Raw genomic sequence first — 21,385 nt, 5'->3', positions numbered from 1 at the left:
GCGTTTGTGTGTTTATGGTTTGGTGGGCGGTTTGGGCGGCATGGCTTCGGCGCACACGGGCGGTTTTTTGATGGTAGCGTAGTAGGCGCGACATTCTGCGCTATATTGTGCCTGCAAACCGCGATAATGCGGCGGGGTCATAATGGCTGCACCGTAAACGGGATATTTGCTGGGATAGTAGCGGTACATCTGACGCATCCAATCGGCAGCAGCTTGGTGTTCGCCTGCGCGGTAGGCAAGCAAACCCCATTTGTGGGCGTTGGCATAGGGGCGGTAACGCGCCGATTCACGCGCTGTTTGCGCCCATGCGGGAATGTGGTCGGCGGCGGTATCCACATGATTGAGCAAAGTCATATCAGCATAATAACGCAGCATCGGTTCGGTACGCGACAGATAGAGCAGGGTGGTGATGTTGGCGGCTTTTTCGGTGGCGGTGGTGGTTTTGGCGGCGGCTTGGCGCAGGTCTTGATAAACAAAACCCAAACGCACCACCCCCACCAGCATCATGGCTGCGCCGATGCCTACCGTCCATGTCATCCATTCGGGCAACGGACGTGTGGATTCAGGCGCGGGCATCAGTCCCACAAACAACATAAACGCGCTGAGAAAATACACATACCACAGCGGATATTCCACCAAGCTGTGTACCAGCGACACGGTTAGCAATGCCAACAGCAGCAGCGAAGCGGCACTGGCTTGGGAAAAAGCACGGCGCACGCATACCGCCAACCCGCCTAATACCAACAACGTCCCCACTATCCCCATTTCTGCCAACAAATTCAAAAAGCTGTTGTGGCTGTGGGTAAACAAGACATTGGTTTCATAAGGGCGGAAGCCTAGCGGATAAAAATCGGCATCCACCAAAAAACCTTGCAGGGCGTAACTGCCCCAGCCGTGTCCGAACCACGGTGCGCTTTGGAAAACCAGCCATGCTTTGCGCCATTCGTAGTCGCGCCCCGATTGTCCGAAACGGTGGTTGGCAAGGCGTTCAGCCGCGCTGTCCACGCCGCTGCTGTGTTGAAACAATTGCAACAGCGGTTCGGCGGCGAATTGGGCAAATGCCGTCCACAACAGCACCGCAGCAAAAACAACGGTCATGCGCGTGGCGTTGTTACCGTTCAGCCAACGCCACAACGGTAAGGCTGCGCCGATTGCCAAAAAATACGCCAATACAGCGCGTGAACCCGTCAGCCCCAAAGTCAGCCCCAAATAAGCCGTTACAGGCAACGCCAGCCACCACGCCATGCGCCGTGTCGTCCACAAATAAGCCGTTGCCAATACGCCCCACATCAAGTAATGCCCGAAATGGTTGCGTTGTCCCAATTGTCCTTCCACAATGCCTGAACGGTACATCAGCCAGCCTTTCCATGCAGCGGCTGCGCCCGTGTATTGCATCCAGCCCACGGTTGCTTGCAGGCAGCACGCCAGCACCAACACCCATGCCAGCACCGCCACGGCGCGTTCTTGCCCGATATGGCGAACCCAGCCGCGACACGCCCACACCCCCAGCGCGAGAATGGCAAACGACCACGCCGCCATATCGCTTAAGCCGATATAGCTCAAATCCATTACCCGCGCCTGTACCGCCCAAAATAATGCCATCAGCAGCAGCCACAGCGAAGCGGCAGGCGGGCGCACATCCAGTTTGCCTGATAATGCCGTTGCCAGTACCAGCACCAGCACCCCGCCCAAAGACAGGCTTTCTAAAAACAGGGCAGATTGCGGACCCGTGCGCCAAATTGACAAAAACGGCACTGCCACAACCAAAATCAAACCCACGCATAAGGGCAATAATCGCGTGGAAAACAAGGGAAATTTGGACATCATGATGATTTTTTCTGTTTAAATAAAGACAGATAACGCAGACACAAAACAAAAAACGCCACCGTCAGCACGGTTTGTGCGGCGGCGAAATACAGGCTTGCTGCAGGTGCGTCAAACAGGCGCATCACCCCTTCGGCAAAATACGCCAGCACCAGCATGGAACAATATTGATAGGTATAAATGCGTCCTTGCCAAATCCCGCGCACGGGCAGGCACAGCGGCAACAGTTTCAACAGCAGCAGCCAGCGTCCTGTGGCAAGCGGGGCAAACAAACCGTCCCACAACAGGGTCAGCATAATTAGGGCAAACCAGCACAGGGCAGCGGCGCGGTAGGGGGATTTCATCAAAAACTCCTTTTCGGTTTGAAACCCTGCCGTTTACGGCGGTAAAATCAGCGTTTGTTCGGGTTGGGCGTAATCCCGTCCGAATCAGGGCAACACATAGGGCTGTGCTTGATGTGTAGCCCTGTGTGTTGAAACAGGGTATTTTTTGAGAAAAACGGCAATCTGCCATTATAGCCCTGCTGCAGGGTTTCGTGTCGTCAGGCTGCAGCAGGGATTTTGGTTTTAATAAAATAATCAAGCCCCTAAAGATAGGGGCTGGTGTGGGTAAGGTGTGGGGATTAAGCCGCAAGGCTTTGCAGGGATTCCATGCGTATCATCACCACGGGCGCGGAAACGGATTCGTGGGCGTTGATGGCGGTAATCGCGGCTTGGATATTGCGTTCCACTGTGCTGTGGGTCAGAATCACGATTTCTGCCTGATTGTCGTCCAATACGGCTTTCTGAATCAGGGCTTCAATAGAAATGCCTTGCTCTGCCAACAGGTTGGCAATGCTGCCTAACACGCCTGCACGGTCGGCGGCGCGTACGCGCAAATAATAGCTGCTGGTAATGTCGTCCATTGACAAAATAGGTTGTTCGCGCACATTATCGGCACGGAACGCCAGATAAGGCACACGGTTGGCGGTGTCTGCACCAATCATGCGGCTGATGTCAATAATATCCGCCACCACCGCGCTGGCAGTGGGCAACGCGCCCGCGCCCGCACCGTAATACAGGGTTTCGCCCACCATATCGGCATCTACGCGCACGGCGTTCATCACGCCTTCCACATTCGCCAGCAAACGGCATTCAGGGATTAAAGTAGGGTGAACGCGCAACTCAATGCCTTGCGCCGAGCGGCGTGTGATGCCCAACAGCTTGATGCGGTAGCCCAATTCTTCGGCGTATTTGATGTCGCGGCTTTCCAAACGGCTGATGCCTTCCAGATAACACGCGCCAAAATTCACGGGTGTGCCGAATGCCAGCGCCGACATAATGGTGATTTTGTGTCCCGCATCGTGTCCTTCAATATCAAACGTGGGGTCGGCTTCGGCGTAACCCAATTCCTGTGCCAACTTCAGCGCATCGGCAAAACTTTGTCCTTTTTCACGCATTTGCGTAAGGATAAAATTGCTGGTGCCGTTGATAATGCCCGCAACGGATTGAATGCGGTTGGCAGACATGCCCTCGCGCAAAGCCTTAATAATCGGAATCCCGCCTGCGACTGCGGCTTCAAAATGCACCATCACATTTTTTTGAGCGGCGGCAGCAAAAATTTCATTACCGTATTCGGCAAGCAGTTTTTTATTGGCGGTAACCACATGTTTACCGTTTTCAATGGCTTGCAACACCAAATCTTTAGCCGTGTCGCTGCCGCCGAACAGTTCCACCACAATATCCACTTCGGGATGGCTGACCACTTCAAACGGGTCGGTGGTAAACAGCGCATCGGGGCAAACCTTAAACGCCTTGCCCACATTGCGCGTGGACACCATAAACACATTGACATTGCGTCCCAAACGGCGGGCGATTTCGGCAGCATTGTCGCGCAACACCTGCGCCGTTCCGCCGCCTACCGTACCCAAACCCAAAATTCCGATGTTGATTGTCTGCATATCAGTCCTTTAAATATTGAATTAAGTTATTTTTTATTGGGCGGCGTGTCGCGCAAAAACACCCATTCGTGTTCGGACGAAGCCGCTGCGTTAAACACATAGCCTTCCCAATCAAATCCTTTAAGCTGTTCCGCTTCTGTGGCTGCCGTGTGCGCCGCATAACGCACCATCAAACCACGGGCGCGTTTGGCGTAAAAACTCACCACTTTATACGCACCGTCTTTGCGTTCTTTAAACACGGGCGTGATGATGCGGGCGTTTAAACGCTGCGGCTGTACCGCTTTAAAATATTCGGCAGATGCCAGATTAATAACGGTTTTGTCGCTGCGTGGCTGCAATTCGCCGTTAAGCCAATCGGTAATCAACCCATCCCAAAAACGGTATAAATTCGCCCCGCGCCGATTGGCAAACGGCGTACCCATTTCCAAACGGTAGGGCGCAATCCAGTCCAATGGGCGCACAATACCGTATAAGCCCGATAAAATCCGTACATTTTCTTGAATATAATCGATTTCTTCGGCGCTGCGCCCGTAAGCGTCTATGCCTTCATAAACATCGCCGTTAAACAGATACAGCGCGGGTTTGGCATTGTCGCGGTGAAACGGGGTGTGCCAGCGGGCAAAACGCTCGGCATTGAGCAGGGCGATTTTGTCGGAAACGTGCATCAGCTCGGCAATTTGCTGCGGGGCAAGCGGACGCAGTTCTTCCATCAGTTCAGCGGCGTGTGCCAATAGCGGCGGCTGCGCGGCGTGTTCGGGAAATACATCGCGGTTTTCGTTCAGGTTTTTGGCAGGGGAAAGTAAAAAAAACATGGGTTTTCTCAATCAGGTTTTGGCTGGGGCGGCTTTGTGGGTTTTGGGCAGGGTAAAGTGTACTTTCAAACCGTTGGGGCGCACGTTTTCGGCATGCACTTTGCCGTGGTGCTGTTCGGCAATGTGTTTTGCCAATGCCAAACCCAAGCCCGTGCCTTGTTTGTTGGCGCTGCTGTCGGCGCGGTAAAACGCAGTAAAAATATGCGGCAGCTGTTCGGGTTTGATACCGGGACCGTTATCGGTGATTTCAATATGCAATTGGCGGCGGTCTTCGTGTACCGACACCTGAATGATGCTGCCTTCGGGGCTGTAATTCATGGCATTGCGTATCACATTGTCCAAAGCGCGGTACAAATAGCTTTCATTGGCGTGAATGCGGGCGTTTTCGTCTATGCCTTTCATGTTCAGGCGGATGGTATGACCGTGGGTTTCGGCAACACTTTGGCTGTCTTCTACAATCTGACGGATAAACGCCGCTAAAGGCAATTCTTCTTTTTCCATCGGGATATTGGCGGTTTCCAAGCGCGACAGTGTCAGCAGTTCGCCCACCAGCGTGTCCATGCGCCCCAATTCGTTTTCCAAACGCCCGATGTATTCTTCCTGTTTGTCGGGGCGAGCCTGCATTAGCCCGACAATCGCCTGAATCCGTGCCAAGGGGGAACGCATTTCGTGCGACACATGGTGCAGCAGATGGCGTTCTTTTTCCACCAGTTTTTGCAATTGGTCTGCCATTTTGTCAAACTGCACGCCCAAATTGGCAAGTTCGTCGCGGCGTTCGTGCAGCTGTTGCGACACGCGCGTATCCAACTCGCCCGATGCAAAACGGTTCATGCCCTGTTCCAAAATGCGGATGGGCTTGGTAATGTTGTTGGCGAGAATATACGCCAGCAGCAGTCCGATAATCAGCGTGGATGCCAAAATAATAAATTCGTGCCAAATGGGGGCGAGTTCCAAACCCGGAATCAGCAGCGGGCTGGGCATGCGTTCAATCTGCATACGGTCAAAATGGCGCACGAAAAACAGGTATTCTTCGCCAAAAGGGTCGTAAATCACGGAAGCCAGATTGGAATTGGGGTTTTTTAGGGCAAAACTGTAGGCGCGTTCAATTTCTTCGGCAGCGATGCGGCGGTTGAGAATATCGCGTTTGTCGTCGCCGGTAATCACAATCACATTTTGGGCGGCGGGATTGCCATGCCAACGTTCCAACAGCTCGCGCACCGCATCTTCGCCACTGTTTTGCAAGGCATTTTGTGCATTGCCCAACAAGCTGATTTCCATATTGCGGGTTTGCTTGAACTGGTTTTCCGCCAAGCGGTTTTGCACCACCCAAAAAGAAAAACTGGCCACAAAAATGGCGCAGATAATGACCATACAGAAAGTGGCGAAAATACGTTGGAACAGGCGCATGGCAAACGGCACAATAAGGAAAAAGGGGATTATAGCCGATTTTGTTACCGCCGCGCCCGTGCAAGTACAGGCACGGGCGCGGCGGCAAAATCAGGCAAACTGGCGCAATAGGGCATGGGTTAGGTTGATAAACTGGCGGTATTTGTCGGTTTTCATGATTTTTACCGTGTCCAAATCAATTTCAATCAGCGTGCCGCTTTTGTTGCCGTATAAAATCAGGTTGTCCACATGAAACATCGCCTGTCCCTGCACCACAATCGGCACGACAAACGCCTGAATCATTTCGCCACTGGCAATGTTTTGTAATACCACGCTTTTTTTGATATTGGGCGGTAAATCGCCGCTGACGTATTGAAACGGATTGGTGCGTGGGTCAATCACACCGTTGAAGCTGTAAATAAAAATCTGGTGCGCCATTTTGGGGTTGTTTTTTAGATACAGTTCCAACAGCATACCGCGCAAATCAACGGTGGTTTCCATAGGGTTTCCTTTTTTTAGGTGGCGTGTATGGGAATCACGCGGTTTGAGGCACGTTTTTTACCGCCTTCGCCGTAGTTTTCTTCAACATACTGCTGCACAATGGCTAAAAATTCCGCCGCCATATTGTTGCCTTTCAGCGTAACTTTGCGCTCGCCGTCCACATACACGGGGGCAACAGGGGTTTCGCCCGTCCCCGGCAGGCTGATGCCGATGTCGGCAAGTTTGCTTTCGCCCGGACCGTTGACCACACAGCCCATTACCGCCACATTCAGGCTTTCCACGCCCGGATACTGAATGCGCCAAACTGCCATCTGCTCGCGCAAATACTGCTGAATATCCCGCGCCAATTCCTGAAACACGGTGCTGGTGGTGCGCCCGCAACCAGGGCAGGCAGTGACCATTGGCGTAAACGAGCGCAAGCCCATGGTTTGTAAAATTTCTTGGGCAACAACGACTTCCTGTGTGCGCGGACTGCCCGGTTCGGGCGTGAGCGAAATGCGGATGGTGTCGCCGATGCCTTGTTGCAGCAGCACCGACAGCGCGGCGGTGGAAGCAACAATGCCCTTGCTGCCCATGCCCGCTTCAGTCAAACCCAAATGCAGCGGATAATCGCAACGTGCGCCCAAATCGCGGTACACTTCAATCAAATCCTGTACTGCGCTGACTTTGCAAGACAAAATAATTTTGTCTTCAGGCAGCCCCAAATCCACCGCTTTTTGTGCCGATTCCAAAGCGGACACAATCAGGGCTTCTTTCATCACTGCTTCGGGGCTTTTGGGATTGGCGGAAGCCAAGTTCGCGTCCATCATGCGTTTGGCAAGGCTTTGGTCAAGTGAGCCCCAGTTGACACCGATGCGGACGGCTTTACCGTGTTCGGCTGCGGTGCGAATCATATAGGCAAATTTTTCATCGCCTTTCGCGCCCTTGCCGACATTGCCCGGATTGATGCGGTATTTGGACAAGGCTTTGGCGCAGTCGGGAAACTCTGCCAGCAGGCGTTCGCCGTTAAAATGAAAATCGCCGACCAAGGGCGTATTGCAGCCCATATCGTCCAAACGGCGGCGGATTTTCGCCACTTGTGCCGCGGCTTCGGGGCTGTTTACGGTAATGCGTACCAGTTCCGAACCGGCATCGCTTAATTCTTTAACCTGCTGCGCGGTGGCGGCGGCATCGGCGGTGTCGGTGTTGGTCATGGACTGGACGACCACGGGTGCGTCCGAACCAACGGTTACATGGTCAATCTGCACTTGGCGCGTGCGGCGGCGGGTGTACTGCATGGCGCAATTCCTTGTGTGTTGCTTATTTTGCCGCTGAAGCCTGTGCTTCGCCTGCGGTAAACGCCACCGATTTGCCGTCGGTGCGTTTGGTGCTTAAATCAATTTTTTCGCCATTAAATTCGGCGGTTGCACCTGTAGCATAGCCCATTTTCACTTGGAAAGGCGCACCTTCTTTAAAACGGTATTCGCCATTGGCAGGCACAATTTTGTTAATCAGTTCTTTGCCTTGAGAATCGGTAACGGTAAGCATGGTGCGGTAGCGGTTGGTAATCAGCAACTCGCCCTGTGCGGAAGCAGGGGCATTTTCGGCAGCAGCAGAGGCTTCTGGCGGAACCAAAGCGGCGGAAGCGGTTTCCGCCTGCATGGGTTTAACCATCACATTGGCAGCGTTCAGGTTTTCGGCGGAATTGTCATCGGTGTCGGTGGGAATGGTGGACACGCTTTCTTGTTTTTCGTTTTCGCTATTGGATTTTTCCTGCCACAAATACACGCCTGCGCCAATGCCTGCCAGCAACAATAGCGCAAAAATCCATTTGGGAAAACCTTTATTGATTTTGGTGTTGGCGTAATTTAAGCCCGAAGCGGCGGCATCGCGGCGGTACAGGTTGGGTGGAGCAATGAGGTTCAGGCTGCGGGTAAGTTCGTTTTCGTCCATGTCCAAAAAACGCCCATAGCTGAGCAGAAAACCGCGAATATAAATCGGTTCGGGCAGGCTGTCGTACAAGCCGTTTTCCAAGGCTTCAATTTGGCGCACGGGCAGTTTCAGGCGTTCGGCAACATCGCCTACAGTCAGGTTTTTTTGTTCGCGCAAGCCGCGCAGACGGCTGCCCAATTCGGCGGTGGCTTCCACGCCTGCGGGCGACAGGTGGGGGGTGTGCAGATGGTTCATGGTTCCGGATTTCCTCGGGTAATGGTGTTCAGTTCGTCGGAATAGGGATAATGTTCGCGCAGGGTGGCTTCGTATTCATAGGATTTTTGCATGTCTTCTTCAGCACGGGCAATGCGCCAGCCCAGCAGCAAATCATCGGCATTCAGTATATCCACACGTTTTTGGTATTGCCTGAAAAAGTGGTCTGCTTCTTTGATGTTGTCGCGTGCCAACATCACTCTGGCGCGTTCTTTGAACACGGCAACAAAATTGGGGTTGATGTTGAGCGCCCGTTCAAAAAAACGGTCGGCTTCATCGTATTTGTGCAATTTGGCGTTGCAAATGCCTTTGTTTAAATTGGCGACTTCGGGCGCGGGATAGGTGGGGTCGGCAAGGGCTTTGTCAAAATGCGGCAGGGCTTCCAAAGGGTTGTTGCGGATACTGCACAAAAACCAACCGTAGTTATTGTTGATTTCCGCACCTGCGGGGCTGATTTTTAGGGCTTCTTTAAAGCTGGCTTCTGCTTTTTCATATACTTTTAAAAATTGGAAAATCTGGGCGCGGGTCAGCCATGCCATATCGTATTTGCGGTCGTTTTTCAAGGCTTCTTCAATGGTGGCGGTGGCGGAACGGTAGTCGCCCGTGTTCATGTATTCAATGGCAAGCTGGGTTTTGATACGCGCGGCTTCGGCGGTACGTTCCTTACCCGACAAGGGTTTGAATTTAGTCAGGTTCGCGCCTGAACCTTCGGTAACACAGCCTGCCGTACCCAATAGGCACAGGGCAAGCGTTAAGCTGAACAATGGTTTTTTCATTATTATTTTCCTTGTGTGGGGTGGCGGTATGTTCAGGCATTCGGACGTGCTGTGCCGTTATCCTGATAAATCTGCTGCCATTTTGCCTGACGTTTGGTTCTATCTTGTACTTGTCCTGCCAATTGCCCGCAGGCAGCGTCAATATCATCACCGCGTGTTTTACGCACGGTGGTTACCAAACCTGCTTCCGCCAAAATATCGCGGAAAGCGTGGATTTGTTCGCGTTTGGAACGCTGATAACCCGAATTGGGGAAAGGGTTAAACGGAATCAGGTTAAATTTGCACGGGGTGTCTTTGACCAAATCCACCAGCTCGCGGGCGTGTTGCAAACGGTCGTTTACACCGTCCAACATCACATATTCAAAGGTAACAAAATCGCGTGGGGCTTTTTCCAAATAGCGGTTGCAGGCTGCCATCAGGGTTTTGAGCGGATATTTTTTGTTCAGCGGCACGATTTCATCGCGCACGGCATCGTTGGATGCATGCAACGACACCGCCAATGCCACGGGCATATCTTCTTTTAATCTGTCCATTTGCGGCACCATGCCCGAAGTGGAAACGGTAACACGGCGGCGGCTCAAACCGTAGCCGTGGTCGTCCAACATAATGGATAAGGCGGTGACAACATTGTCGTAATTCGCCAAAGGTTCGCCCATGCCCATCATCACCACATTGGAAATCACACGTTCGTTTTTGGGGGTAACGCCCAAGGCTTTGTTTGCCCACCATAATTGTCCGATGATTTCGGCGGCGGACAGGTTGCGGTTAAAGCCTTGCCGTCCGGTGGAACAAAACGTACATTCCAAAGCGCAACCCACCTGCGAGGAAATACACAGCGTGCCGCGTTCGGCTTCGGGGATAAACACGGTTTCCACGCCGTTGCCCGTACCCACATCCAACAGCCATTTGCGCGTGCCGTCTTTGGATTCCTGCGCTGCCATCAGCGCGGGAATGCCCACGGTGGCGCAGCCGTTCAATTTGGTGCGCAGGGACTTTGCCAAATCGGTCATTTGGTCAAAGTTTTCCGCGCCGCCTTGGTGTATCCAGCGCATCACTTGGCGGGCGCGGAAAGGTTTTTCGCCCATTTGGGCAAAATGTTCGGTTAGGGCGGGCAGGTTGTAATTCAGCAGGTTGGTTTTCATAAAAACAGGGCGTTTCGGTTGGGTAGGGGCTTATTGCGCTTGAGGCCAATATTTTCTGTATAGGGCATCGTAAGTGCCGTCTTGACGGACTTTAATCAAACCGTCGTTCAGTATTTTCAGCAGTTGGGTATTGCCTTTTTTTACGGCAAACACATAATGTTTTTTCGGCAGTGAGGCATCGGTTAATACAAATAAATCGGGGTGTCGGGACCGGTATTCTTTGGCGTAGTGGTACATGACCGCGCTGCTGCCGACTGCGGCGGCGGATTGTTCTGTCAGCACGTCTTTTACGGCTTCCCAAGTGGTGGTGGTGCGCACGATATTGGCATCACCCGCGCTGTTAAACATGGGAATCAGGGTTTCGGCAATGGAATCTTTTTTCAAGGCGACGTTTTTGCCGCGTAAATCGCTGAAATGACGTGCGCCTGCGGCGTCTTTGTTGGCAAGCATGGCAAATTCGTATTCAAAATGCGGTTCGGTCATATCCATGCGCTCGGCGCGTTCTTTGGAATGGGTTACTGCGCCTGCCACAATATCGGCTTGATTATTGTTCAAAGTATCAAAAATGCCCTGCCAGCCGTGCAGCTCAAACGTTAATTTGATGTTTTGTTTTTCGGCAATGGCTTGTAAAAGCTCCAATTCAAAGCCGCTGATGTCTTGTCCGTTGCGTATCACCAGCGGGATATTAAGCATTTCGGTGGCAACGCGGTAGCTGGGTGTGATATCGGCGGGGGCGGCTTGTGCTGTTTTTTTCTTGTCGCCGCAAGCTGCCAGCAGGGTGCTGCACAACAGTACCGCTATCCATTTGTTCATCTTATTCCTTTTCGGTTTGAAACCCTGCCGTTTACGGCGGTAAAATCAGTTTTTGTTCGGGCGGGGGTGTTACCCCGTCCGAATCGGGGCGACACATCGGGCTGTGCTTGATGTGCAGTCCTGTGTGTTGAAATAAATATTACGGGGGCAGATGCAATGTCAATATGCGCCGCTGCGCCGCTTGGCAACCAGCGGCGCAGCGGTCGGGCGTTTAGCGGGTGCGCGGGCAAAGCTCGGTAGCGGCAAAGAAATAGGCGATTTCAATGGCGGCGTTTTCCAAGCTGTCGGAACCGTGTACGGCGTTTTCGTCAATCGATTCGGCAAAATCGGCGCGAATCGTGCCAGCTGCGGCGTCTTTGGGATTGGTTGCGCCCATAATTTCGCGGTTTTTGGCAACGGCGTTTTCGCCTTCCAATACCTGAATCATCACAGGACCGCTCATCATAAAGCTAACCAAATCATTGAAAAAAGGACGCTCTTTGTGTACGGCGTAAAAGCCTTCGGCTTCGCTGCGCGACAGGTGCTTCATTTTGGCGGCAACGATTTTCAAACCTTGCTCTTCAAAACGGCTGTAAATTTTACCGATAACGTTTTTGCCTACGGCATCGGGTTTGATGATGGAAATGGTGCGTTCAATGGCCATTTGGATTCCTTACAAATTACAAAGACGGCAGCAAAACTGCCGCAGTGGGTAAAAAACGGGCGTTTTGCCCGCGTTTGCCGTGAAAGCGGAAAACGGCGGGTATTTTAGCAAGTTTTAAGCGGTTTAAACAGGTGTGCGGCGGCGCATCAGCCCTGTCCCAAAAACAGGCGGTAGGCGATGTTGTCGGTTTGTTCTTCGTAGGTATAACCCAAACGCTGCAAAAAGCTTTCAAAAGCGTGATTGTCGCACGGCGGCACGTCAATGCCCACCAAAATGCGCCCGTAATCGGCACCGTGGTTGCGGTAATGAAACAGGCTGATGTTCCATTGCTCGTGCATGTGGTTGAGAAAACGCGCCAATGCACCAGGGCGTTCGGGGAACTCAAAGCTAATCACGCGCTCGTGGGCGACTTTGTGGGTGCGTCCGCCCACCATATAGCGCAGGTGGACTTTTGCCATTTCGTTGTCGCTCAAATCGGTGTTGTCCAACCCTGCGGCAGTCAGTTCGGCACTGATGCGGGCGTTGTCGCCGCTGCTGGCGGTTTGAATGCCGACAAAAATATGCGCGGTGTCGTCGTCGCCGTAACGGTAGTTGAATTCGGTGATGTTGCGCGAACCGAGAATATCAATAAAGTGGCGGAAGCTGCCGGGGCGTTCGGGAATGGCAACGGCAAAAATGGCTTCGTTGCCTTCGCCCAGTTCGCTGCGTTCGGAAACGTGGCGTAAACGGTGGAAATTCATGTTGGCGCCGCTGGTGACGGCAATCACGCTGTTGCCGTTGCCGCGCCCTTCGGCAAGGTATTTTTTCAAACCCGCCAACGCCAGTGCGCCCGAGGGTTCGCAAATGCTGCGGGTGTCGTCAAAAATATCTTTGAGTGCGCCGCACACGGTATCGGTATCCACGGTAATGATGCCGTCCAACAGGTCGCGGCACAGGCGGAAGGTTTCGTCGCCCACGCGCTTCACGGCGGTGCCGTCGGCAAACAATCCGACATCGGGCAGGGTAACGGGATATCCTGCTTCAATGGATTGCTTCATGGCGCAGGAATCTTCGGTTTGTACGCCGAATACTTGGATTTCGGGACGGATTTGTTTGATACACGCTGCCACGCCCGCTGCCAGTCCGCCGCCGCCAATGGCAACAAACACGGCATCAATGGGTTTGGCGTGCTGGCGCACGATTTCCATGCCTACCGTGCCTTGTCCTGCAATCACATCGGGGTCGTCAAACGGGGGGATATAGGTTTGTCCGCTTTGGGCAAGCAGTTGCATGGCGTGGTCGTAAGCATCGTTATAGGATACGCCGTGCAACACCACTTCCGCACCCAAGGCGCGTACGGCATCAATTTTGATTTGCGGGGTGGTTTCGGGCATCACAATGGTGGCGCGACAGCCCAGTTTTTGTGCCGACAGGGCAACGCCTTGAGCATGGTTGCCCGCGCTGGCGGCAATCACGCCTTTGGCAAGGGCGTGTTCGGGCAGTTTTGCCATTTTGTTGTACGCGCCGCGAATCTTAAAGGAAAACACGGGTTGCAGGTCTTCGCGTTTTAAAAACACGGGGGTGTCCAGCCGCCGCGACAGGTTGGCGGCGCGGGTGAGCGGGGTTTCGCGTGCCACGTCATACACGGCGGCGGTGGCGATGCGGGTTAGGTAGTCGGCATGGGGAAAGGGCTTGGCGGTCATGGGTGTACCTTTTGTTGAGCGTGGCGGATAAGACGGTAAAACGATGGTTTTTCTGCCAAAGTCAAGCAACTTGACAGGAAAACGCTAAAAAAGCCGTTACCTTAACGGCTGTGCGTGGGGAATGCAAGCCCTGCGCGGCTGTGGCGTTTGTTGCGCGAAAAACAACAGCACCCGCCCCGAAAATTGGGAAACGGCGGGTTGTCGGGTTATAATCGGCGGCTAACTGGCTTGCCTTTTGGCGGGCAACGAGGGTGTTTGGATGGAAATTACTGTATCGGTAACAAGGTGTTAGCCTGATGACCTTGCGCCATGCCACCCTCGGAATCATGATAACTGCACCATGCGGGTGTATTCCCGCAGGCAGCCGTCCTGCCGCCATCACCTCAATGGCGGGGTTTTAAACCAAAAAGGAATTTTGATGAAGTTTCCCCTTTTGCTGCTGGGCGTAAGCACCTTGCTGGTGTTGCCCGCGTCTGCCGACAATAAAAAAGATGCCTCTGCCCCGCAAGCGACTTCGGCTGTGCAGGCTTCTGCTGCGTCTGCGCCTGCCGCCGCTTCTGCCCCCGCCGCACCGTCTGCATCACTGAAAATTGACGTGGATTCGCCCCCCGAAATTGCTGCTGCCGCCTATTTGGTTAAAGACTTGCACAGCAATCAAGTATTGCTGTCCAAAAATGCCGACCAACCCATTGAACCCGCTTCACTCACCAAGCTGATGACGGCATATTTAACGTTCAAAGCTTTGGAAAGCGGCAAGCTGCAACCCGAACAAATGCTGAAAGTATCCGAAAAAGCGTGGAAAGCAGAAGGCTCGCGCATGTTTTTGGAAATCAAAAAGCCCGTGAGCGTGAGTGATTTGATTAAAGGGCTGATTGTTCAGTCGGGCAACGATGCCGCGATTACGCTGGCAGAAGCCTTGGGCGGTAGCGAAGAAGAATTTGCCAAACAAATGAACGCCGAAGCCAAACGCTTGGGCATGATGCACACCCACTTTGAAAACAGCACGGGTTTACCGGGCAAATCCCACCTGACCACCGTGCAGGATTTGATGACGCTAACCGCCGCCATTATCCGCGATTATCCGCAGTATTACCCGATTTACGGTATTAAAACCTTTACTTACAACAGCATTACCCAGCCCAACCGCAATCTGCTGCTTTACCGCGACCCCAGTGTGGACGGTTTGAAAACAGGGCATACCGCCAGCGCAGGTTACAACCTGATTGCTTCCAGCAAACGCAACGGGCGCAGGGTGGTATCGGTGGTGGTGGGTACGTCCAGCGAAGAAGCACGCGCCACCGAAAGCAGCAAACTGCTGAACTATGCCCTGCAAAACTTTGATACCCCGCAAATGTATCAAGCAGGGCAGAGCGTGGCACGGGTAAAAGTGTATAAAGGCGCGGAAAAAGAACTGGCTGTGGGTTTTCTCGACAATATTTACATTACCCTACCGCACCAAAACGCCGAACGCATCAAACCGGTATTGGAAACCCGCCAGCCCGTACTCGCCCCCATCCGCAAAGGCAGCGAAATGGGTACGCTGAAATTTATGGACGGCGATAAGGTATTGGCAGAAAAGAAAGTGGTCGCCTTAAACGATGTGTCGGAAGCAGGCTTTTTCGGCAGGTTGTGGGACGGCATCATGCTGTGGTTCCGCGATATTTTTTCAGATTAAACAGAAAGTAACATCATGTTTATTCATCCGCAGTTTGACCCTGTTGCCGTGGCGTTGGGACCTTTGGCAATCCGTTGGTATGCCTTGAGCTATATTGTTGGTTTTGTGTTGTTTGTGTGGTTGGGGCGCAAACGCATCCGCCAAGGCGTAGCGCCGTTAAATGCCACGCAGCTGGACGATTTGCTGACTTGGGGCGTGGCGGGCGTGATTTTGGGCGGACGTTTGGGCTATGTGCTGTTTTATCAGCGCGATGCGTATTTGGCAGACCCTTTGTCCATCTTAAAAATTTGGGAAGGCGGTATGTCGTTTCACGGCGGATTTTTGGGCGTGGTGCTGGCGATTTTGCTGTATGCGCGCAAACACCGTATTCCGTTTTTGAAATTATTGGATTTTGTTGCGCCTTTAGTGCCTTTGGGCTTGGCATCGGGGCGCATCGGCAATTTTATCAACGGCGAACTGTGGGGGCGCGTAACTGACCCGTCGCGTTTTTGGGCAACGGGTTTTCCGCAAGCTGCCTACGCCGACCAAGCACTCGCCGCTGCCAATTCCCAATATGCGGCTTGGTACGCGCAATTCGGTATGCTGCCGCGCCACCCGTCACAACTGTATCAATTTGCTTTGGAAGGGCTGTGCCTGTTTGTGCTGCTGTGGTGGTTTTCTAAAAAACCGCGTGCGGCGGGGCAGGTGTCGGCGCTGTTTTTGGCGGGCTACGGCGTGTTCCGTTTTATCGCCGAATTCGCCCGCCAGCCCGATGCCCATTTGGGCTTGTTGGGTGCGGGTTTGTCGATGGGGCAGTGGCTGAGTGTGCCGATGATGGTGTTGGGTGTGTTGATGTTTGTGTTGTCGGGCATGTATGCGGACAAGCCAAAAAACCTGTCTAAATAATGGGATAAAATCATGTCGGATTGTCCTTTGTGCTGTCCTGTAGGCGAAGAAGTTTTGTGGGAAACGCCGCAGTTGCGCGTGATTGCGGTACACGATGAAGCCAATGCGCCTGCGTTTTGCCGCGTGATTTGGCGTGAACACATTGCCGAAATGTCCGATTTGCCACCCGCCGACCGTGCCACGCTGATGGATGCGGTGTTTCGTGTGGAAACGGCGATGCGGCAGGTATTGCACCCTACCAAAATCAATTTGGCGAGTTTGGGTAATGTCGTACCGCATCTGCATTGGCATATTATTGCGCGTTTTGCCGATGATGCCTGTTTCCCCGCGCCTGTGTGGGCGCAAGCAGTACGCACCCACGGCACGCTTCCGCCTGACAACTGGGCGCAACAGGTTGCCGCTCTATTAAATCATTCTGAAACATAACAATAAAGGAATCATGATGAACATGCTTTTTTCGCGCCGCCGCCTGTTGCAAGGTGCAGCGGCAGCCGCGGGCAGCAGCCTGTTGGCAGCGTGTGGCAGCGGCGGTAAAACCGTTACTGTTCAACCGCGCCCGCAGCAGCCCAATTTCCCCCCCGCAGGCAGTGGTAAAAAACCTACCTCGTCCGTTAAAACCCCGCCGCAAGTGAGTAATGGCTTTGACAACAGTTTGCGCCTGTTTGCCAGTTCGGGCTATGCCGAAGACTCATCCCGCTTGGAAACAGGCTTAAACCGCTTGTTTCAAGCAGGATTTGCCGTCAGCAACCACCAAGCCGCTTACCGCCGTTTTCAACGTTTTGCGGGCAGCGATGCCGAGCGCATTGCCGATTTACAAAATGTTGCCAACGGACGCGCCCCCGTTCCCAAAGTGCTGATGGGCGTACGCGGCGGTTACGGCGCAGCGCGGCTGCTGCCGCATATTGATTGGGCAAGCCTTGCCGCCAAAATGCGCGACAAACAAACCTTATTGTTTGGATTCAGCGATGTAACTGCCATTCAAACCGCCTTGCTGGCACACGGTATGCCCAGCTTTGCCGGTCCCATGCTTTACAGCGAGTTTGCCAAAGCCGTGCCTTCGCCCTACACCATGGACAGCTTTATCCAAACCACCACATCCACCCATACCACTGTTACCGTTTCTGCCTTTCAAAGCAGTCCCGTACGTAATATGGAAGGCACATTGTGGGGCGGTAATTTAAGCGTATTGGCATCTTTGGCGGGAAGCCCTTATCTTCCTGACGTAAAAGGCGGGATTTTGTTTTTGGAAGACGTATCCGAGCAGCCCTACCGCATAGAACGCATGCTCTATACCCTGTTATTGTCGGGCATATTGAAAAAACAGCAAGCCATTGTGTTGGGCGATTTCCGCATGGGCAATATCCGCGACACCTACGACAGCAGCTACAACCTGACCGCCGTGGCGCAAACCGTTTCCCGTGCGGCGGGGATTCCTGTTTATACGGGTTTTCCGTTTGGGCATATCGCCAACAAAACCACTTTCCCCTTGGGCGCACACGCCCGTTTGCAAGGCATAGGCGGCGGTTATCAGATTAGCTTTAGCGGCTATCCCACCTTGAATCCCAATGCCCTGAATCTGGAAGCCCTGCGCCCGCCACCTGTGGGCTTGGAAACAGGCAATGAATGGGGTGAAAGCGAATTTTAATCAACTATCATAAAAACAATGCCATTCCCGATGATTGCGGAATGGCATTTTTGATTGTGGGATTAAACGGTTTGCGAATACTTGGCGGCGGTTTCGCGGTGGCGCAAATGGTAGTCAAATACCATAGCGATATTGCGGATTAAAAAACGTCCTTTGGCGCTCACGGTCAATCCTGTGTCGTGCAAATCCAGCAAGCCCGATTGTGCCAATCCGCGCAAATCTTTTAGTTCGGCGGCGAAATAGTCGGCAAAACTTGTGCCTGCTTCGTTTTCGTAATCGGCAAAATCCAGCGCGAAACGGCACATTAAATCTTGAATCAGGCGACGGCGCAGGACGTCGTCGCTGTTTAAGGCGTAACCGCGCAATACGGGCAAACGTCCTTCGTCTATCGCGGCGTAATATTGCGCCAAATCTTTTTCGTTTTGGCTGTAGGTATCGCCCACTTTGCCAATGGACGAAACACCCACTGCCACCAAATCGCAATCGGCGTGGGTGGAATAGCCTTGGAAATTGCGTTGCAAACGTCCTTCGCGCAGGGCAAGGGCAAGTTCGTCTTCGGGTTTGGCAAAGTGGTCCATGCCGATAAAGACATAGCCGCGTTCGTCCAGCAGCTGCACGGCGTATTGCAAAATATCCAGTTTTTCTTCGCTGGACGGTACAACGGCGGTATCAATGCGCCGCTGCGGTTTGAACACATGGGGCAGGTGGGCGTAGTGGTAAAGGGCGAGACGGTCGGGGTTCAGCGATAAAACGGTGTCGAGGGTGGGTTTGATGCTGTCGGTGCTTTGGTGGGGCAGTCCGTAAATCAAATCCACGCTGACGGATTTAAACCCTGCTTCACGCGCAGCTTCAATCACGTTGCGGGTTTCGTCCAAACTTTGAATGCGGTTGACGGCTTTTTGTACTTTGGGGTCAAAATCCTGAATGCCGACACTCATGCGGTTAAAGCCTAGCTTGCCCAAACGGTGGACGCTTTCGCGGCTGACTTTGCGCGGGTCAATTTCAATAGAATATTCGCCTTCGGGCATCAGGGTAAAGTGGCGGCGTATCATGTCGAATACGCGCTCAAGCTGTTCATCGCTTAAAAAGGTGGGCGTGCCGCCGCCAAAGTGCAGTTGTGCCAAGGGGTGTGCGCCGCCCAAATGGGGGGCGAGCAGGGCAAATTCGCGTTCCAAATAATCCAAATAGGCATCGGCGCGGCTTTTGTCTTTGGTGATGATTTTGTTGCAGCCGCAGTAGTAACAGATGGTGGTGCAAAAGGGAATGTGGATATACAGCGAAACGGGTTTGCTAGGGTGGGCGGCAAGCGTGTGGTGCAGGGTGTCACGGTATTGGCTTTCGCCAAAACCCTGATGAAAACGGTCGGCGGTGGGGTAGGATGTGTAGCGTGGTCCGCTGGCGGGCAGTGAAGCAATCAGTTTGCGGTCAAAATCAATGCGCGGGGCAGGGGTAATGGCAATGGTCGGCATGGTGGTTCGTGTTTTGTTCTAGGGCAAATTTTGTTAGAATAGGTTTATTTATATAACGCTGCTTTGATTTATGTCAATTGCAAAATTTGTGTTTTGCAATGATGTCAAATGCTCATACACACACGCTTCCTACGGTCTGTTATGTCCAAATCCCTATGCCAACCCAAAACCGAATGTGCGCATTGTTCCCTGCGCGAACTGTGCCTGCCTGCGGGATTAAGTCCCGACGAGTTCCGACAGGTAGATGATATGATGCGCCAAAGCCGCCGTTTGAAAAAAGGCGAATACCTGTTTCACGCGGGCGAGAAATTTTTATCGCTGTATGCGGTGCGTACGGGCTTTTTTAAAACTTCGGTAGGCACGCACGACGGGCGCGACCAAGTGACGGGCTTTTTTATGTCGGGCGAGCTGATGGGCATGGACGGGATTTATGCGTCCCGACACACTTGCGATGCGGTGGCGTTGGAAGACGGCGAAGTGTGCGAATTGCCGTTTGGCTGCTTGGAAGAACTGGGGCAGCGGCTGCCGCAGCTGCATACCCATGTGTTGCGCCTGATGAGCCGCGAGCTGATACGCGACCAAAATGTGATGCTGCTGTTGGGGAATATGCGCGCAGAAGAGCGTTTGGCGGCGTTTTTGCTGAATTTGTCGCAGCGGCTGCACCTGCGCGGTTTTGCTGCCAATGATTTTATTTTGCGGATGTCGCGTGAGGAAATCGGCAGTTATTTGGGCTTAAAGCTGGAAACGGTAAGCCGTACTTTGTCGCGTTTTAATCAAGACGGGCTGATTGCGGTGGAACACAAACACATTCGCTTGTTACAACCGCAGCGTTTGCAGGATATGGTGTCGGGGCAGCAGGAAAAACCCAGCAGCGGCTGCGGCGATTGTCCGTCCCGCCGTGTGTGAGACTGTGCCGATGTCGTCTCAACATTCTCAAGATTTTTCACAACGCCTGATTACTTGGCAGAAACAGCACGGCCGCCACGATTTGCCGTGGCAGGTGTCTGACCCTTACCGCGTGTGGCTGTCGGAAATCATGTTGCAGCAAACGCAAGTGGCGACTGTGCGCGATTATTATCCGCGTTTTGTGGCGGCGTTTCCCGATGTGGCGGCGTTGGCGGCGGCGGAACAAGATGCGGTGCTGGCGTTGTGGGCGGGATTGGGCTATTACAGCCGTGCCCGCAATTTGCACAAAGCCGCACAACAAATCATCAGCGATTTTAACGGCGGGTTTCCGCAACAGCGCAGCCAATTGGAACAATTGTGCGGGGTGGGGCGCAGCACGGCTGCGGCGATTGCGGCATTTGCTTTCCGCCAGCGCGAAACCATTTTAGACGGCAATGTGAAGCGCGTACTCTGTCGCGTTTTTGCTTTGGACGGCAATCCTGCCGATAAAGCCTTTGAAAAACAATTGTGGGCGGTGGCAGAAAATCTGTTGCCTGCGCGGGCAGACGACATGCCTGCTTACACGCAGGGTTTGATGGATTTGGGTGCGACCGTGTGCAAACGCAGCCGTCCCGATTGTGCGGTTTGCCCGATGGCGGACATCTGCCAAGCCAAAGCGCAAAACCGCACCGCCGAACTGCCGCGTAGAAAAACCGCCGCTGCCGTTGCGGAAATGCCGCTGTTTTGGTTGCAACTGCGTAACGCGCAGGGGAAAATCCTGCTGCACAAACGCCCGCAGCGGGGCATTTGGGCGGGTTTGTATTGCTTGCCTTGTTTTGATTCGGCAGACGAGATGCACCGTTTTGCGGAAAATGCGGGCGTGGCAGGGGCTGTGCGGACAGATACGCCGTTTAGCCACCGTTTAACCCACCGTTTGTTGCAGGTTCAGCCGTTTGCAGCAGATTTGCCTGATGATTCGGCTTTGTCTTGGGCAGACGGGGTGTGGGTCAATCCGCAGGATTTAAGGGATTATGCTTTGCCCAAGCCATTGATGCGTTATTTGGGCGAGGCGGTGCGGCAGGCGGATTTATTTGGTTAGAGTTGCTACAAATTAAATAGATACT

20 protein-coding genes are annotated in these 21,385 nt (G+C 53.3%); 6 read left to right on the top strand and 14 right to left on the bottom strand.

Annotated elements, in window-relative coordinates; translation table 11 throughout:
• Positions 1-12: 12 nt before the first annotated feature.
• From H3L98_RS08180 to ilvA, 13 genes are all read right to left on the bottom strand, one after another.
• The gene (locus H3L98_RS08180; RefSeq protein WP_246327805.1) at positions 13-1,827 is read right to left on the bottom strand and encodes a PglL family O-oligosaccharyltransferase; all 1,815 of its coding nucleotides are present in this window, start codon (positions 1,825-1,827) and stop codon (positions 13-15) included.
• Positions 1,824-2,168 carry a DUF2069 domain-containing protein gene (locus H3L98_RS08175; RefSeq protein ID WP_051532000.1) on the bottom strand — a complete coding sequence of 115 codons (345 nt, stop codon included), beginning with the start codon at positions 2,166-2,168 and terminating at the stop codon, positions 1,824-1,826. Before H3L98_RS08175 ends, H3L98_RS08180 begins: the two co-directional genes overlap by 4 nt.
• Before the next feature lie 278 nt (positions 2,169-2,446).
• Positions 2,447-3,763, bottom strand: a complete 1,317-nt coding sequence (locus H3L98_RS08170; protein WP_027021584.1) for a homoserine dehydrogenase — start codon at positions 3,761-3,763, stop codon at positions 2,447-2,449.
• A 26-nt stretch (positions 3,764-3,789) separates the two neighbouring features.
• The gene (gene yaaA / locus H3L98_RS08165) at positions 3,790-4,575 is read right to left on the bottom strand and encodes a peroxide stress protein YaaA (protein WP_027021583.1); all 786 of its coding nucleotides are present in this window, start codon (positions 4,573-4,575) and stop codon (positions 3,790-3,792) included.
• Positions 4,576-4,587: 12 nt separating this feature from the next.
• A complete protein-coding gene (locus H3L98_RS08160; protein WP_027021582.1) occupies positions 4,588-5,982 on the bottom strand; it encodes a sensor histidine kinase in 1,395 nt (464 codons plus the stop codon).
• A gap of 90 nt (positions 5,983-6,072) precedes the next feature.
• Entirely contained in the window at positions 6,073-6,462 is a 390-nt protein-coding gene (locus tag H3L98_RS08155) for a hypothetical protein (protein WP_027021581.1), read from the bottom strand.
• Between the two features lie 14 nt (positions 6,463-6,476).
• Complete coding sequence (gene ispG, locus H3L98_RS08150) at positions 6,477-7,739, bottom strand: flavodoxin-dependent (E)-4-hydroxy-3-methylbut-2-enyl-diphosphate synthase (RefSeq protein ID WP_027021580.1); 1,263 nt, start codon at positions 7,737-7,739, stop codon at positions 6,477-6,479.
• 22 nt (positions 7,740-7,761) lie between these two features.
• Positions 7,762-8,628 carry a helix-turn-helix domain-containing protein gene (locus H3L98_RS08145; protein WP_051531999.1) on the bottom strand — a complete coding sequence of 289 codons (867 nt, stop codon included), beginning with the start codon at positions 8,626-8,628 and terminating at the stop codon, positions 7,762-7,764.
• Entirely contained in the window at positions 8,625-9,422 is a 798-nt protein-coding gene (gene pilW, locus H3L98_RS08140) for a type IV pilus biogenesis/stability protein PilW (RefSeq protein WP_027021578.1), read from the bottom strand. The genes H3L98_RS08145 and pilW overlap by 4 nt, the downstream gene beginning before the upstream one ends.
• A gap of 32 nt (positions 9,423-9,454) precedes the next feature.
• Entirely contained in the window at positions 9,455-10,564 is a 1,110-nt protein-coding gene (rlmN, locus tag H3L98_RS08135; protein ID WP_027021577.1) for a dual-specificity RNA methyltransferase RlmN, read from the bottom strand.
• A 30-nt stretch (positions 10,565-10,594) separates the two neighbouring features.
• A complete protein-coding gene (locus H3L98_RS08130) occupies positions 10,595-11,377 on the bottom strand; it encodes an ABC transporter substrate-binding protein (protein WP_027021576.1) in 783 nt (260 codons plus the stop codon).
• A gap of 211 nt (positions 11,378-11,588) precedes the next feature.
• A complete protein-coding gene (ndk, locus tag H3L98_RS08125; RefSeq protein WP_027021575.1) occupies positions 11,589-12,020 on the bottom strand; it encodes a nucleoside-diphosphate kinase in 432 nt (143 codons plus the stop codon).
• 146 nt (positions 12,021-12,166) lie between these two features.
• Complete coding sequence (gene ilvA / locus H3L98_RS08120; protein ID WP_027021574.1) at positions 12,167-13,702, bottom strand: threonine ammonia-lyase, biosynthetic; 1,536 nt, start codon at positions 13,700-13,702, stop codon at positions 12,167-12,169.
• Positions 13,703-14,120: 418 nt separating this feature from the next.
• Between ilvA and H3L98_RS08115 the strand changes: the two genes are divergently transcribed.
• Genes H3L98_RS08115 through H3L98_RS08100 form a run of 4 tightly spaced genes read left to right on the top strand, consistent with a single transcriptional unit; the run spans position 14,121 to position 17,907 of the window.
• A complete protein-coding gene (locus H3L98_RS08115) occupies positions 14,121-15,377 on the top strand; it encodes a D-alanyl-D-alanine carboxypeptidase family protein (RefSeq protein ID WP_027021572.1) in 1,257 nt (418 codons plus the stop codon).
• A gap of 15 nt (positions 15,378-15,392) precedes the next feature.
• Positions 15,393-16,262: a prolipoprotein diacylglyceryl transferase gene (gene lgt / locus H3L98_RS08110; protein WP_027021571.1), complete on the top strand. Its 870-nt coding sequence runs from the start codon at positions 15,393-15,395 to the stop codon at positions 16,260-16,262.
• Positions 16,263-16,274: 12 nt separating this feature from the next.
• Positions 16,275-16,688: an HIT family protein gene (locus H3L98_RS08105; protein ID WP_027021570.1), complete on the top strand. Its 414-nt coding sequence runs from the start codon at positions 16,275-16,277 to the stop codon at positions 16,686-16,688.
• Positions 16,689-16,704: 16 nt separating this feature from the next.
• On the top strand, positions 16,705-17,907 hold the full coding sequence (locus H3L98_RS08100; protein WP_084481875.1) for an LD-carboxypeptidase: 1,203 nt from the start codon (positions 16,705-16,707) through the stop codon (positions 17,905-17,907).
• Positions 17,908-17,969: 62 nt separating this feature from the next.
• Here H3L98_RS08100 and hemN read toward each other — a convergent pair whose 3' ends face one another.
• Positions 17,970-19,376: an oxygen-independent coproporphyrinogen III oxidase gene (gene hemN / locus H3L98_RS08095; protein ID WP_034333063.1), complete on the bottom strand. Its 1,407-nt coding sequence runs from the start codon at positions 19,374-19,376 to the stop codon at positions 17,970-17,972.
• Between the two features lie 141 nt (positions 19,377-19,517).
• Between hemN and fnr the strand changes: the two genes are divergently transcribed.
• Together fnr and mutY are read left to right on the top strand one after the other, a co-directional pair.
• A complete protein-coding gene (gene fnr, locus H3L98_RS08090; protein WP_051531998.1) occupies positions 19,518-20,282 on the top strand; it encodes a fumarate/nitrate reduction transcriptional regulator Fnr in 765 nt (254 codons plus the stop codon).
• Between the two features lie 10 nt (positions 20,283-20,292).
• Positions 20,293-21,360: an A/G-specific adenine glycosylase gene (mutY, locus tag H3L98_RS08085; RefSeq protein WP_027021566.1), complete on the top strand. Its 1,068-nt coding sequence runs from the start codon at positions 20,293-20,295 to the stop codon at positions 21,358-21,360.
• The last annotated feature ends 25 nt before the right edge of the window (positions 21,361-21,385 follow it).

Source organism: Conchiformibius steedae, from assembly GCF_014054725.1.
Lineage (GTDB): Bacteria > Pseudomonadota > Gammaproteobacteria > Burkholderiales > Neisseriaceae > Conchiformibius > Conchiformibius steedae.
This window is presented reverse-complemented; position numbering and strand designations above follow the sequence as displayed.